The organism is Streptomyces sp. NPDC028722 (assembly GCF_040637655.1).
Classification (GTDB): domain Bacteria; phylum Actinomycetota; class Actinomycetes; order Streptomycetales; family Streptomycetaceae; genus Streptomyces.
The window spans coordinates 256,020-270,058 of sequence record NZ_JBEZWU010000003.1 but is presented as its reverse complement, the minus strand read 5'-3'; the positions used below and the strand labels follow the sequence as shown (position 1 = coordinate 270,058).

Sequence of the window (14,039 nt, the reverse complement as noted above, 5' to 3'; positions counted from 1 at the left end):
GCCCCGGACGCCGTTCCCGCCCCGGACGCCGCGCCCGTCCCCGCCCCTGTCCAGGCCCCGCCCGCCCGGCACCACCGCGTGCACCGCGCCTGGTTCGTCGCCGCGGTCACCTTCGTCACGATCATCGGCGCGGCTGCCTTCCGCTCCCTGCCCGGCCTGCTCATCGACCCGCTGCACCAGGAGTTCGGCTGGTCGCGCGGCACGATCGGCGTGGCCGTCTCCCTGAATCTCGCGCTGTACGGCCTCACCGCGCCGTTCGCCGCCGCGCTGATGGACCGCTTCGGCATCCGGCGCGTGGTCGCCCTCGCGCTCCTCGTGATCGCGGCCGGCTCCGGGCTGACGGTGTGGATGACGGCGGCCTGGCAACTGTGGCTGTGCTGGGGACTGCTGGTCGGCCTCGGCACCGGCTCCATGGCACTGGCCTTCGCCGCGACCGTGACCAACCGCTGGTTCACCGAGCGGCGCGGCCTGGTCAGCGGCATCCTCACCGCGGCCTCCGCCTCCGGACAGCTGATCTTCCTGCCGCTGCTGTCCCGGATCGTCGAGCGGCACCACTGGCGTCCCGCCGCGGTGACCGTCGCCCTGGCCGCGCTCGCCGTGGTCCCCTTCGTCTGGCTGCTGCTGCGCGACCACCCGGCCGACGTCGGCGCGGCGCCGTACGGGGCGCGGGAGTCCGTGCCGAAGCCGCCGCCCGTCACCGGCGCCGCCCGCCGCACGCTCACCGTCCTGTCCGCCGCCGCCCGGACGGGCACCTTCTGGCTGCTCGCCGGCACCTTCGCGATCTGCGGAGCCTCCACCAACGGGCTGATCCAGACCCACTTCGTGCCCGCCGAGCACGACCACGGGATGCCCGTGACGACGGCGGCCTCGCTGCTCGCGGTGATCGGCGTGTTCGACGTCGTCGGCACGATCGCCTCCGGCTGGTTCACCGACCGCGTCGAACCGCGCCGCCTGCTCGCCGTCTACTACGCCCTGCGCGGCCTGTCGCTGCTCTTCCTGCCGATGCTGCTGGGCCCCGCCGTGCACCCGCCGATGCTCTTCTTCGTGGTCTTCTACGGCCTGGACTGGGTGGCCACCGTCCCGCCCACCCTGGCCCTGTGCCGCGAGCGGTTCGGCGAGGACAGCGCCATCGTCTTCGGCTGGGTCCTCGCCTCCCACCAGATCGGCGCGGCCCTCGTCGCCTACCTGGGCGGCCTCGCCCACGACGTCCTCGGCTCCTACGACCTGGTCTGGTACGCCTCCGGCACCCTGTGTGCGGCGGCCGCCCTCATGTCCCTGGTCATCCGCCGCGCCCCGGACGCCCGCACGGTCGCCGCGTGAGGGTGCCCGGCGGGGTCACCGCCGGGCGGAGAGGCTCTTGGCGACGGCCCGTGCGATCCGGCGCGCGTCGATCGCCAGCTCCCGCAGCATCCCGCTGATCGGGTTGGTGAAGCCGGTGAAGTACAGACCGGGCGCCTGCGCGGGCGTGCGGCCGCCGTGCACCACCGGCCGCCCGCGTTCGTCCAGCACCCCGAGATGCCCGACGAGCCCCTCCAGCGCGCGCACGTACCCGGTCGCCGCGATCACCGCGTCGGGCGTGATCCGGCTGCCGTCGGCGAGGACCACCTTCCCGTCGTCGAACGCCTCGACGGCGGCGACGATCTCCACCGTGCCCCGGCGTACGGCGTCGGTCAGGCCGACGTCCTGGACCGGGATCGCGCCCTGCCGCACCCTGCTGTACAGGCCGGTGTCGGGGCGCGGCAGCCCGTGCGCGGACAGGTCCGGGGTACTGATCCGGGTCACCGGTCCGGCGAGCCGGTCCACGAGCCGCACCGGCAGCCGCCGGACCAGTACGCCCGTGTACTGGGCGGCCCAGCCGAGGGTCGACCGGCGCAGGATGTGCGGCGCCGTGCGCACCGCCAGCCGCACCCGCGCGGCCCCGCCCTCCACCAGGTCGACGGCGATCTCCGCGCCGGTGTTGCCGATGCCGACGACGAGCACGTCCCGGCCGGCGTACGGCCCGGGGGCGCGGTACTCGCCCGCGTGCAGGAACTCCCCGGTGTACATCTCGCGGCCGGGCCAGTCGGGGACCCGCGGGGTGTGGTTGTAGCCGGTGGCGACGACCACCGCGGTGCCGGTCAGCTCCCGCCCGCCGGAGGCGTGCAGCAGCCAGCCGGTGCCGTCCCCGGTCCGCTCGACGCGGTGCACCTCCACCCCGGTGACGATCTCCAGCCGGTGGTGTTCGGCGTACTTCTCCAGGTAGCGCACCACGTTGTCCCGGGCCACCCAGCGCCCGAACCGGCGGGGGACGGCGAGGCCGGGCAGGGCGGACAGCCGCCGGGTGGTGTGCAGCCGCAGCCGGTCGTAGTGCCGGCGCCAGGAGGCGCCCACCTGGTCGGACTTCTCCAGCACCACGGCCCGTACGCCCCGCGCCCGCAGCGCGTGGGCGGCGGCCAGGCCGCCCGGACCCGCGCCGATGACGTAGACCGGGCGGTCGGCGGGGGTCGGCGAGAGGTGGGCGGGGGAGGGACGGGAGACGGCCATGAGCGGGAGCGTAATCACCCACCAGGTTGATGGGTCTCGGTCAAGACCGGAATCGGTTGCGACTTGATCACGAGGCCCGGTCCACGGCGGACCCGCAGCCGCCCGCAGGCCCCTGCGCCCCCCGCCTCAGCGCGCGGCCGGCGCCCTCACGGCCACAGCAGGCCCCTGCTCCAGCCGAACCCGGTGCTGCGGTACTCCAGCCGGACGTGCTGCCGTCGCGCGTCCCCCTGGAAGAACTCCACCGTCTCCGGGCGGACCCGGTACAGCGTCCAGGTCGGCGACGGCTCGTCCGGATTCTCCCGCGCCCTCTCCCACGCCGCCTCGGAGGCCTCCCGCAGCTCGGCCGCCGAGGACAGGTCCTCGCTCTGCCGCCCGGTCAGCGCGGCGGCCAGCGCGCCCGTGGAACGCGCGTGCAGATCGGCCTGGCTCTCCGGCGACGGCGCCGCCGCCACCGGCCCCCGCAGCCGCACCTGCCGCCCGAGCACCGGCCAGTAGAAGGTGAGGGCGGCGTACGGCCGGACGCTCAGGTCGCGGCCCTTGCGGCTCGTGGCGTGCGTGGCGAAGGACCAGCCGTCCGCGTCGGCGCCGTGCAGCATCACGATCCGCGCGTCCGGCCGGCCCTCCTCGTCCACGGTCGCCAGCGTCATGGTGTGCGGCTCCGGCTGCCCCGCCGCCACCGCCTCCGCGAACCAGTCCGTGAACAGGGTCAGCGGGGTGGGAGGTGCCGTGTCCGGATCGAAGGGGCGCAGCTCCGTCACCCCGGGGTCCCAGACGCGCAGCGAGCGGAGGAGTGCGTGGAGATCCTTTTGTGCCATGGGGCGAGTATCACCGGTGGGCGCGGTCTCACTCCCGCACGGCGCCACCGCCCCGGGGGGACCCCGCGGCGCGGGAACCCTAGAGCGTCGCCAGCCGTTCCGCCAGCAGCAGGGCGCCGATGCCCAGCATCGCCGCCCCGGAGGTGCGGGTCACCGCGCGCGCCGCCGCCGGGCGGGCGGCGAGCAGGGTGCGGGCGAGGACGCCGACGGTGAGATAGACGGCCGCGCAGCACGCCATGTGGAGCAGCCCGAGGGCCGCCGTCTGCGCGGGGACGGGGAGGTGGGCGCCCCGCAGGGTGAGGAACTGGGGAAGGACCGAGAGGTAGAGCAGCAGGCCCTTGGGGTTGAGGCCGCTGATCGTCGCGCCGCGCAGGAACGGCCGGCCGGCGGGCGGGGGCGCGCCGGCGGCGCCGGGGACCGCCGGGCGGCGCAGGACGCCCCAGCCCAGCCACAGCAGATAGCCGGCGCCGGCCACGGTCAGGGCCGTCAGCAGCCGGGGGGAGCCGGCCACCAGCACCGCGAGGCCGGCCGCCGCCAGCGCGGTGTGCAGGGCGTATCCGCAGACCAGGCCGGCCACCGCGCGCGGGACCGGGCTGCCGCGCAGGGCGCCCGCGATGACGTACGCCCAGTCGGCGCCCGGCACGCACACCAGCAGCAGGTCCACCACGAGGAAGGAGAGGAGCAGTCCCGAGTCCATGCCGGGGACATTAGGCGCGAATGGCCCGAAAGTGTTCCCGAAGTTTGCCCATGATCGCGCGATCTGAGCAAATATTTTCTTCATGGACGACGTAGACCGGAAAATCCTTGCCGAGCTGCAACAGGACGGGCGGCTGACCGTGACCGAGCTGGCCGCCCGGGTGCGGCTGAGCGTCTCGCCCTGCCACCGGCGGCTGCGGGAGCTGGAGCGGTCCGGTGCCATCCAGGGCTACCGCGCGGTGGTGGACGCGACGGCCCTCGGGCTGAACTTCGAGGCACTGGTCTTCGTGTCCATGCGGCAGGAGGACCGGGACACGGTCGCCGGGTTCGAGCGGGCGGTCGGTGAGCTGGAGCACGTGCTGGACGCCCAGCGGCTCTTCGGGGAGCCGGACTACCTGCTCCGGGTCGCCACCGCCGACCTGGCCGCCTTCCAGCGGCTGTACGACGAGCGGCTGGCGACCCTGCCGGGGGTGCAGCGGCTGACGTCGACGCTGGTGATGAAACACGTGGTGCGGGACCGGCCGTTGCCGGCATGACGAAACAGGCGGTGGTCCACCTCGGGTGGACCACCGCCTGCCGGACAGGACGTGGACGGGAAAAAGGGAGTGGGTGCTATTTGGTCGGCTTCCGGCCGGTCACACCCAGGTGTACCAACAGCGCCAGCGCGGGCTTGAGTTCGGCCGCCTTCACGCCCGAGGAGGGGCCCTTCTGGTGGCCCGCCACCGCCGCGAGCATCGCGACCAGCGCACCGGCCATCGCCGCCGGGCTGACGTCCTTGTCGACCCGGCCCTTGGACTGGAGTTCGGCGATGGAGCCGGCGAGGGAGGTGTTCACCGAGTTCAGGATCCTCGTGCGGATCTTGGAGAACCGTTTGTCCCCCTCGGCCGCGCCGAGGTCGATCACCCGCAGGATCGCGTCGTTGCGGCGCCAGAACTCCAGGAATCCGTCCACGAGTTCCTGGGCGGTCTGCCAGCCCGACCGGCCGGCCCAGGTGCGTCCCTCGAGCAGCTCGGTCAGTCCCGTGCTCTCGGCCGCCATCTGCTCGGCGACCTCCAGGACGGCGCCCTCGACATCCGGAAAGTACTGGTAGAAGGTCGCGGGCGACGTCCCCGCCTTCCGGGCGACATCGATGACCTTGACGTCCCGGTAGGGGGAGGAGCTGAGCATCTCGCTGAGGCAGTCGAGCAGCTTCTGCCGGGTCGCCTGCCCACGCCGGCCGGCCACGCGGCCGTCGACGGTACGCACTTGTCCTGTCATGTCGTCAGCTTACCGAGGGGCGATGGGAGCGCTATTCGGCCGACTGCAAATGGGGTGCGCGGGGTGATCGGGGAAGGTGTGCCTGGTCTGCGCGGTGCGCGCGGCCCGGTTACTTTGACCGCATGGCCGAAAACAGGGCATCCATGAACGAAGAGGTGTACGGGGAGGGCGTCCCCTGCTGGGTGGACGCCCAGCTGCCCGACGTGGCGGCCGGCAAGCGGTTCTACGGCGGCCTCTTCGGGTGGACCTTCGAGGAGGCGCACGGCTCCGGCGTGTGGGCGCGGCTGGACGGCGGCCTCGTCGCCTCGCTGGCCCCGAAGTCGGACGGCCGCATGCCCACCGTCTGGACCGTCTCCTTCGCCACCTCGGACGCGGAGGCTCTCGGCCGGCGGATCACGGCGGCCGGCGGGCAGGTGGTCATGGCCCCGTTCCCGGTGGGCGACCTGGGGACCGCCGCCCTGGCCGCCGACCCCGAGGGCGCGGTGTTCGGGCTGTGGCAGCCAGGCACCCACCGCGGGTTCGACCGGCGGCACGAGCCCGGCACCTTCGTCTGGGCCGAGCTGTACACCCGGGACACCGCCGGCGCCAACGCCTTCTACGGCGGCCTCTTCCACGACGCCCTGTTCGGCGGCGGCGAACCCGACTTCGGCCGCGCGGAGGTCACCGAGGTGTTCCCCGCCGAGATGCCCCCGCACTTCCTCACCCACTTCCGGGTCGCGGAGCTGGCGGAGGCCCTCGGGACCGTGGGGCGGCTCGGCGGACGGGTGCAGGCGCCACCCTTCGAGACGTCGTACGGACACGTGGCCGTCGTCACCGACAATCAGGGGGCGTCGTTCGCGCTGCTGGAGCGCTGACGCGTCCGCTTTGGTGTAAGACACCCCGATATCTGACCGGGTTCGCAACGAGCCGCCCGGCCAGGAAGAATCAGGGTGCGTGCCGCCACGGCGGTGCGGTGGTGAGACGCTGCACTTCGGTCGCGTACATATGTGGATGGCGCGGCTCGTACGGGGAGGTGGCAGGCAAGTGGTGGATCAGCTGACGCAGCACGATCCGCGGCGGATCGGGCCGTTCGAGGTGCTGGGCCGGCTGGGGGCCGGCGGCATGGGGCTGGTCTATCTCGCGCGCTCGGCGTCCGGCCGGCGCGTGGCGATCAAGACGGTGCGCACCGAGCTGGCCGAGGACCAGCTCTTCCGCGTCCGCTTCACCCGCGAGGTCGAGGCGGCCCGCGCGGTCTCCGGCTTCTACACCGCGGCCGTGGTCGACGCCGACCCGCGTGCCGCCGTGCCCTGGCTGGCCACCGCCTACGTGCCCGCGCCCTCGCTGGAAGAGATAGTGAACGAGTGCGGTCCCCTCCCGGCGCAGGCCGTGCGCTGGCTCGCGGCGGGCGTCGCCGAGGCCCTCCAGTCCATCCACGGGGCGGGCCTGGTCCACCGCGACCTCAAGCCGTCCAACGTCCTCGTCGTCGAGGACGGCCCCCGGGTGATCGACTTCGGTATCGCCTCCGGCGTCTCCAACACCCGGCTCACGATGACGAACGTCGCCGTCGGCACCCCCGCCTACATGTCCCCGGAGCAGGCCAAGGACTCCCGCAGCGTCACCGGCGCCAGCGACGTCTTCTCGCTCGGCTCCATGCTTGTCTTCGCGGCCACCGGCCACCCGCCCTTCCACGGCGCCAACCCGGTCGAGACCGTCTTCATGCTGCTGCGCGAGGGTCCCGACCTCACCGGTCTGCCGGACGAGCTGCGTCCGCTGATCGAGGTCTGCATGCAGATGGAGGCCACCGGCCGCCCCAGCCCCGCCGACCTCCAGGCGCAGCTCGCCCCGCACCTGTACGGCTCCGGCTCCGACGACAGCGGCACCGCCTCCGCCTGGCTCCCGGAGAAGGCGGTCGCGCTCATCGAGACCCGGCGCGGCGGCCGTACGGCCGTCAAGGCCGTCCCGGTCACCACCGGCGGCCCCCGCGGCGCCGGCCGGCCGGCCGTCCCCCCGCCGCCGCCCTACGACCCCCCGGTCCCGGCCCACGTGCCCACCCCGGCCGGCGCCCCCGACACCGGCCCGGTCCGGCTGGCCGGCGCCCAGGTGCCCATCGGTCCCGGCCCCCGGGTCGCCGACGCCCGCGCCGCCGCCGTCAAGGCGCCCCCGCCCGAGGCCGGGCTGGTGGCCGGCTGGTCCCGCCCCCGTCCCGGCGTGGCCGGCGCCGACCCCGCCGTACCGCCCGTGCCGCCGGCGCCCCCGGAGACGCCGGGCGGCTGGCGCCCCTGGCGGTTCCGCATGTCCAACGACGTCTGGGGCACCCCGTCGGTCGACGGCGACCTGGTGTACGTCACCTCCTTCGAGGTGCACGCCCTGGACGTGGCCACCGGCCGCCGCCGGTTCAAGACCCGGGACGTGGCCTGGTCCATGGCGGTGGCGGACGGCCGGGTCCACGCCTCCGACGGCCCCACCCTGTTCGCCCTGGACGCCCGCGAGGGCACCGACCTGTGGCGGTTGTCCACGGACGCCTGGGTGTACTCCCTGAACGCCGACCGCGGCACCGTCGTCACCGGCACCCGGGGCGGCGGCGCGCAGGCGTGGGACGCGTCCAACGGCCAGAAGCTGTGGGAGATCACCGGCTGCCAGACCGACTTCGAGTCTCCCGAGGCGGGCCCGGTCGTCCACGACGGCACCGTCTACGTGTGGCAGGACGCCCGGCTGCGCGCCCTGGAGGCCCGCACCGGCGAGGAACGCTGGTCGTACCCCATCGGCGACGCCGCCTCCTGCGGGGGTGTCCCGGTCCGTCTCGCCCCGGCCCCCGACGGCTGCGTCTACCTCTCCGCCGGCACCCGGGTCCTCGCCGTCGAGGCCGCGAGCGGCCTGGTCCGCTGGCACTTCGAGGCCCCCGCGGTCTTCCTGTGCCCGCCGGCGTACGCCCCGGGCCCGGCCGTCACCGGCGGCGGCGTCTACCTCGCCGACTACCTCGGCACGGTCTACGCCCTCGACGCCGCCGACGGCCGCGACCGCTGGCGCATCGCGACGGAGGGCCGCTCCTCGGTGGAACCCGTCCTGGTGGCCGCCGGGCACGTGCACGTCGGCAGCGGAAAGGGCCTGTACACCCTGGACGCGGTCACCGGCACGCCCAAGTGGCGCTTCCAGGCGGGCGGTGAGGTCGTGGGCGCGCCCGCCGTGGCGGAGGGCCGCATCCACTTCGGTTCCACCGACCACCTGCTGTACACCCTCAAGGCCGACGACGGCCGGCTGCGCTGGAAGCTCGCCACGGGCGGCGAGATCACCGGCTCGCCGGTCGTGCGGGACGGGGTGGTGTACGCGTGCAGCAAGGACCGGTGCGTGTACGCGCTGGACGCGGAGAAGGGCACGGGGACCGCGCGGACCGCATAGGGCGCGACGGCCGTCGCACCGGTGTGCACGGAAGGGATCCGGACGGCGGCCGTCCACGGCCGACGCTACCGCCGGCGTCCGGGACCCGCCAGGTGCGGCCGGTCCCGGACATGCCTCGGCCGCGACGGCTCCCCCTCCGCGCCGCCGCGGCCGATTCCCCCGTCGGATGAGAGGCCGGTCAGACCGTCTCGTCGGTGGCGTGGACGTTGTCCGTCGTGGCGGTGCCCGTGGGCTCGCCGGACAGCTTCAGCGGTTCGACGGTGGCGTGGACGTTCTTGACGGTGACGGGCTCGCTGGTGGCGTGCACGTTGTCGGTGGTGGCGACGCCGGTGGGCTCCCCCGTCGCGTGGACGTTGTCCGTGCTGGTCTGGTCGCTCATCTCGCTGGCTCCCCTGGCAGTGCTGTGCGATGAATAGGCGGGATCCGCCCGGCATCTTCCCCCGAGTGCTGTCGGGGGGATCCCGCTGGGCCGGTTCACCCTAGAGGGCCGGCCGCGTGCCGTACCGCCGGCCCCCCTCGTGCGACGGCTCGGCAAGGACGACAGTGCCGGACAGCGATAAACGAATGATGAACGTCTCTCTCCGGATCCCCGGCGCGGCGCGCGTCCCGGGGTGTGCGCGGGCCGTCCCTCAGGCCGCCGTCATCGGCTTGAGCAGGGTCCTGACGCGGTCCGCCTCCGGCGTGCCCAGTGCCTCGAAGATGCCGAGGGCCTCGCTCCAGCAGACCTGGGCGCGGTCCAGCTGGCCGATGCCGTTCAGGGCCTGGCCCAGCACCGTCAGGACGTTGCCGCACCGCCATTCCCCGCCGATGTCGCGGAGCACGGTCAGCGCCGACTCCGCGTTCACCGCGGCCTGGGCGGGGCGGTGCGCGGCGAGGTCGAGCTCGGCGAGGCGGAAGAGCGTCATGCCCTCCCACAGCCGCTGCCGGCTGTCCCGGAACACCTGTAGGGCCCGCTGGAGGCAGTCGGTGGCGTCGGCCAGCCGCCCGCTGTGGGTGAGCGCGAGGCCCAGCGCGTAGCGGCCGTTGGCGCCCTTGAGCGCATGCTCCATGTCGTCGTACATGGCGGTGCCCTGCCGTGCGAGTGCGACCGCACTGTCGGTCCGCCCGGTGGCCAGATGTATGCGGGACAGGTTGCACAGCGCGCTGGCCTCACCGGGGCGGTCCCGCAGGGCGCGGAAGTTGTCGATGGCGCGCTCGAAGTGCTCCTCGCCCACCTGGTGCCGGCTCTGGTACAGCGCGATGACGCCGCTGATGTTGGCCGCCCAGCAGCCGGTGAGCGGATCAGCGGTCTCCCGCGCCAGCCCTGTCGCCCGTTCCGCTTCCTCCAGTGCCACGTCGAACCGGCTCCCGGAGATGTGGTGCACGAACGCCAGCGTCGTGAGGGCCCGTCCCTCGCTCCGGCGGTCCCCGGCGTTGCGCGCGGCGTCCCGCAGCAGCTCCGCGACCGCCTCGTACTCCTTGGAGTTGGCGCCCGACTCGGCCAGGTCCACCGCGGCCCACAGGGCGTCGACCGCGCGGCGCAGCGTCCCCGGTCCGGCGGACTGCCGTACGCAGGCGAGGAGGGAGACGGCCTCCGAGTACAGCCAGTCCCGGGCCGCCCGCCGGTCCGGGAACCGCAGCCCGGCGTGCTCGGCGCGCTCGAGGTGGTCCACGAGGCGGTCACCGGGCCGTTCGATCAGATAGGCGTCGCCCGCCGTCGCCAGGTAGAAGTCCAGCAGCCGGGACAGGGCCGCCTCCCGTTCGCTCGCCGGCTGTTCGTCGCGCTCCGCGCAGGACCGGGCGTAGAGCCGGACCAGGTCGTGGAAGCGGTAGCGGCCGGGTGCCGCCGACTCCAGCAGGGACGTGTCCACCAGGGACTCCAGGAGGTCCTCGGTGTCGTCCGCGGGGAGGTCCAGGACCGCTGCCGCGGCCGCCAGGGAGAGGTCGGGGCCGTCGGCCAGGCCCAGCAGGCGGAACGCCCGGGCCTGGGCGGGTTCCAGCTGGCCGTAGCCCAGTTCGAAGGTGGCCTTCACGGCGAGGTCGCCGGCCTGGAGTTCGTCCAGGCGGCGGCGTTCGTCGGCGAGCTTGGCCGCCAGGACGGACACCGTCCAGGTGCGGCGGGCCGCCAGCCGGGAGGCGGCGATGCGGATCGCGAGGGGCAGGAAGCCGCAGGCGGCGACGACGTCCAGGGCGGCCTCGCGTTCCGCGGCGACCCGTTCCTCGCCGACGATCCGCGTGAAGAGGCACAGCGCCTCGTCGGGGGACATCACGTCCAGGTCGACCAGGTGGGCCCCGGCCAGGTCGAGCATGCGGACCCGGGAGGTGACCAGGGCGGCGCAGCCCTCCGTGCCGGGCAGCAGGGGCCTGACCTGGGCCGCGTCCTTGGCGTTGTCCAGCAGGACCAGGACCCGGCGGCCGTCCAGGACCGAGCGGTACAGGGCCGCCCGTTCGGCCAGGGAGTCGGGGATCGCCGAGTCGGCGGTGCCGAGGGCGCGCAGGAAGGAGCCGAGGACGGTCTCCGGTTCGGCGGGGCGGTGGCCCGCGCCCTGGAGGTCCGCGTACAGCTGGCCGTCGGGGAAGGCGGTGCGGGCCCGGTGGGCCACGTGGACCGCCAGGGTCGTCTTGCCGACACCGCCGATGCCGGCCAGCGCGGACACCGCCATCACCCGGCCCTCCGCCTCCGACGCCGAGGACAGCACCTCGCTCAGCTCCGACACGAACGCGGCCCGGCCGGTGAAGTCGGGCACGGACGCCGGGAGCTGGGCGGGGCGGACGGACACCGCGGCGGGCTCCGCGACGGGCGCCGAGGGCTCGGCGAGGGCCGGGTCCGCCCGGAGGATGCGCTGCTGGAGTTCGCGCAGGCCGGGGCGCGGGTCCACGCCGAGTTCCTCGGCCAGCAGGCGGCGGGTGTCGGCGTACACGGCGAGGGCCTCCGCCTGCCGGCCGCTGCGGTACAGGGCCAGCATCAGCAGCTCGCGCAGGCGTTCGCGCAGCGGATGGGCGGCGGTCAGCGCGGTCAGTTCCGAGACGGCCTCGGCGTGGCAGCCCTGTTCCAGGTCCATGTCCAGGCGCGCCTCCAGCAGGCCGAGGCGCCATTCCTCCAGCCGGGCCCGCTGGGCCTCGGCGTAGGGGCCGGGGACGCCCGCCAGCGGTTCGCCGTCCCAGAGCGCCAGCGCCTTGTTCAGCAGGGCGCGGGCGTGGAAGAGGTCTCCGGCGCCGCGGGCCTTCTCGGCCTCCGTCGCCAGGTCCTGCGCGACCGTCGCGTCCAGGGCGCCCTCGCGCAGCCCGCGCACGGCGTAGCCGCCGGACTCGCTGACCAGTACGTCGGGGTCCAGGCTCTTGCGCAGCCGGGACGCGTAGGTGCGGACCGCCGCCAGCGCCTGGGACGGCGGCTCGGACCCCCACAGCGCGTCGATCAGTTCCGCCGCCGTGGCGGTACGGCCTTCGCGCAGCAGGAGGGCGGCCAGCAGGGCGCGCTGCTGGGGGGAGCCCGTGCTGAGCGCCTCCTCGCCGCGCCAGGCCCGTACCGGGCCGAGCACGCCGAAGCGCAGCGGGGCCGCCTCCGCGGTGGTCACGGAGCCGGCGCGCCGCTGCTCGGGTACTCGCGGCCGACCGTCCATGCGTTCGTCCCCCTCGGCGTCACGGACAACCCCGTCAGTTTGCCTTGTTCCGGGGGGTTGCGTCAGCCGTGGGAGACGCCGATCACAGGTGACGGCTTCCGGTCCACAAGGCCCTCACACGGTCTTCGCATCCGGTCCGCCCGGCGGCCACCACTGACGTACCGTCAAAGGCGGCCGCCGGTGGCCGACATGGGGACTACGGGGTCTGCGGCCGGTCCGTCAGGTCCACCCGGATCGTCAGCAGGTCCGTGCCGAACGCCCGTACCGCCGTGCTGTTGAGGCGCGGCAGGGAGCGCAGTCGGGCCACGGCGTCGTCGTCGGGGAGGAGATGGGCGGTGCCGTGGTGCCAGCGGCCGGCGACGCGGACGCGGACGCGGGGGTCGGCCTCGATGTTGCGCACGTACTGCGACCTGCGGCCGAACTCCGAGACCAGCCAGAAGGAGTCGCCGATCCGGCGTCCGCCGACCGGGGTCGGCCGGGGCAGGCCGGACGTGCGGCCGGTGGTCTCCAGCAGGGTCTGGAACGGCAGGCGCCGGTTCAGCGGGTTGGCGACGTACCGCTGCAAGCGGGTCACGACGCGGTGCTTGAGATCGGCGCGGCCTGACATGTCCGACGGCTCTCCTGTTCTGCGCGGGCACGGGCCGCGCGCCGTGGGAACGCCCGGCCCGGCCCCGTGCGGGGCGTGTCACGCGCCGGCGGTCACGCGGCGCACGCCTGCCAGCGTCCCCCGCGGCACGGGCGAACGCAACGGGGGGAGCGGGACCGGCCCGCTCCGGCGCCGGCCCGGGTCCCGGAGGGGCGCGAGGGGGCAGCGGCACCGGCACGCCCCGGATGCCCGATTCCGACCGGTCGGTATGGACAGATGGGCCGGCGCCCGGTACAGATGCCCCATGCGTATCTCCGTCACGGTCTTCCTCACCGACGAGACCGTCACCCCCACCCGCCTCGCCCGTGAACTCGAGGCCCGCGGCTTCGCCGGCCTGTATCTCCCGGAGCACACCCACATCCCCGTGGAGCGCACCAGTCCGTACCCCGCCGGCGGTGAGCTGCCGCGCGAGTACGGCCGTACCCTCGATCCGTTCGTCGCCCTCGGCCAGGCCGCCGCCGTCACCGACCGCCTCGGCCTCGGCACCGGCATCACCCTGGTCGCCCAGCACGACCCGATCGGCCTCGCCAAGCAGATCGCCACCCTGGACCACCTGTCCGGCGGCCGGTTCACCCTCGGCCTCGGCTACGGCTGGAACGTGGAGGAGGCCGCCGACCACGGGGTGCGCTGGGGGACCCGGCGCGAGCTGGTCCGGGAGCGGATGGCGGTGATGCGCGCGCTGTGGACGCGGGAACCCACGGCGTACGAGGGGGAGTTCGCCGCTGTGCGGGCCAGCCTGGCCCACCCCAAGCCCGTCCAGGAGCCGCGCGGACCGGTCACCGGCCCCCGCACGCTGGTCGGCGGGGCCGCGGGGCCCAAGCTGTTCGCGCACATCGCCGAGTTCGCCGACGGCTGGCTGCCGATCGGCGGGCGCGGGCTCACCGAGGCGCTGCCCGTGCTGCGCTCGGTGTGGGCGGACGCGGGCCGCGACCCGGCCGCCCTCCAGATCGTCCCGTACGCCGTCCGGCCCACCCCCGGCAAGCTCGCCCACTACGCCGAGCTGGGCGTCGAGGAGGTCGTGGTCCAGTTGCCGCCCGCGGGGGAGGCGGAGGTGCTCCGGGCGCTCGACGAGTACGCGCCGCTGCTGTAGGTCCCGAGGGCCCCGTGGGGGTGATCAACGCGAACGTA

Annotated in this window: 12 protein-coding genes; 5 read left to right on the top strand and 7 right to left on the bottom strand. The window is 74.6% G+C overall.

Features of this window, described 5'->3' with window-relative positions:
- Positions 1-78: 78 nt before the first annotated feature.
- Positions 79-1,320: an MFS transporter gene (locus tag AB0F03_RS06490; protein ID WP_361987503.1), complete on the top strand. Its 1,242-nt coding sequence runs from the start codon at positions 79-81 to the stop codon at positions 1,318-1,320.
- A 15-nt stretch (positions 1,321-1,335) separates the two neighbouring features.
- On the opposite strand, the gene AB0F03_RS06485 is transcribed toward AB0F03_RS06490, so the two are convergent.
- From AB0F03_RS06485 to AB0F03_RS06475, 3 genes are all read right to left on the bottom strand, one after another.
- Entirely contained in the window at positions 1,336-2,523 is a 1,188-nt protein-coding gene (locus tag AB0F03_RS06485; RefSeq protein ID WP_361987125.1) for an NAD(P)/FAD-dependent oxidoreductase, read from the bottom strand.
- Between the two features lie 146 nt (positions 2,524-2,669).
- Positions 2,670-3,338, bottom strand: coding sequence for a pyridoxal 5'-phosphate synthase (locus AB0F03_RS06480; RefSeq protein WP_361987123.1), 669 nt, complete (start codon positions 3,336-3,338; stop codon positions 2,670-2,672).
- A 79-nt stretch (positions 3,339-3,417) separates the two neighbouring features.
- A complete protein-coding gene (locus AB0F03_RS06475) occupies positions 3,418-4,035 on the bottom strand; it encodes a LysE family transporter (protein WP_361987121.1) in 618 nt (205 codons plus the stop codon).
- 82 nt (positions 4,036-4,117) lie between these two features.
- Between AB0F03_RS06475 and AB0F03_RS06470 the strand changes: the two genes are divergently transcribed.
- Positions 4,118-4,570: an Lrp/AsnC family transcriptional regulator gene (locus AB0F03_RS06470; protein ID WP_361987119.1), complete on the top strand. Its 453-nt coding sequence runs from the start codon at positions 4,118-4,120 to the stop codon at positions 4,568-4,570.
- Between the two features lie 76 nt (positions 4,571-4,646).
- Here the strand turns inward: AB0F03_RS06470 and AB0F03_RS06465 are convergent, their stop codons facing one another.
- Positions 4,647-5,279 carry a TetR family transcriptional regulator gene (locus AB0F03_RS06465; protein WP_361987501.1) on the bottom strand — a complete coding sequence of 211 codons (633 nt, stop codon included), beginning with the start codon at positions 5,277-5,279 and terminating at the stop codon, positions 4,647-4,649.
- Positions 5,280-5,413: 134 nt separating this feature from the next.
- On the opposite strand from AB0F03_RS06465, the gene AB0F03_RS06460 reads away from it, so the two are divergent.
- Positions 5,414-6,145: a VOC family protein gene (locus AB0F03_RS06460; protein ID WP_361987117.1), complete on the top strand. Its 732-nt coding sequence runs from the start codon at positions 5,414-5,416 to the stop codon at positions 6,143-6,145.
- Positions 6,146-6,314: 169 nt separating this feature from the next.
- Positions 6,315-8,666 carry a serine/threonine-protein kinase gene (locus tag AB0F03_RS06455; RefSeq protein WP_361987116.1) on the top strand — a complete coding sequence of 784 codons (2,352 nt, stop codon included), beginning with the start codon at positions 6,315-6,317 and terminating at the stop codon, positions 8,664-8,666.
- A 178-nt stretch (positions 8,667-8,844) separates the two neighbouring features.
- On the opposite strand, the gene AB0F03_RS06450 is transcribed toward AB0F03_RS06455, so the two are convergent.
- From AB0F03_RS06450 to AB0F03_RS06440, 3 genes are all read right to left on the bottom strand, one after another.
- Positions 8,845-9,045, bottom strand: coding sequence for a hypothetical protein (locus tag AB0F03_RS06450; protein WP_361987114.1), 201 nt, complete (start codon positions 9,043-9,045; stop codon positions 8,845-8,847).
- Positions 9,046-9,295: 250 nt separating this feature from the next.
- Positions 9,296-12,265 carry a BTAD domain-containing putative transcriptional regulator gene (locus AB0F03_RS06445; protein ID WP_361987112.1) on the bottom strand — a complete coding sequence of 990 codons (2,970 nt, stop codon included), beginning with the start codon at positions 12,263-12,265 and terminating at the stop codon, positions 9,296-9,298.
- Between the two features lie 196 nt (positions 12,266-12,461).
- Positions 12,462-12,872, bottom strand: coding sequence for a nitroreductase/quinone reductase family protein (locus AB0F03_RS06440; protein WP_361987110.1), 411 nt, complete (start codon positions 12,870-12,872; stop codon positions 12,462-12,464).
- A 283-nt stretch (positions 12,873-13,155) separates the two neighbouring features.
- Between AB0F03_RS06440 and AB0F03_RS06435 the strand changes: the two genes are divergently transcribed.
- Positions 13,156-14,001 (top strand): LLM class F420-dependent oxidoreductase, encoded by an 846-nt coding sequence (locus tag AB0F03_RS06435; RefSeq protein ID WP_361987108.1) that lies wholly within the window; start codon positions 13,156-13,158, stop codon positions 13,999-14,001.
- The last annotated feature ends 38 nt before the right edge of the window (positions 14,002-14,039 follow it).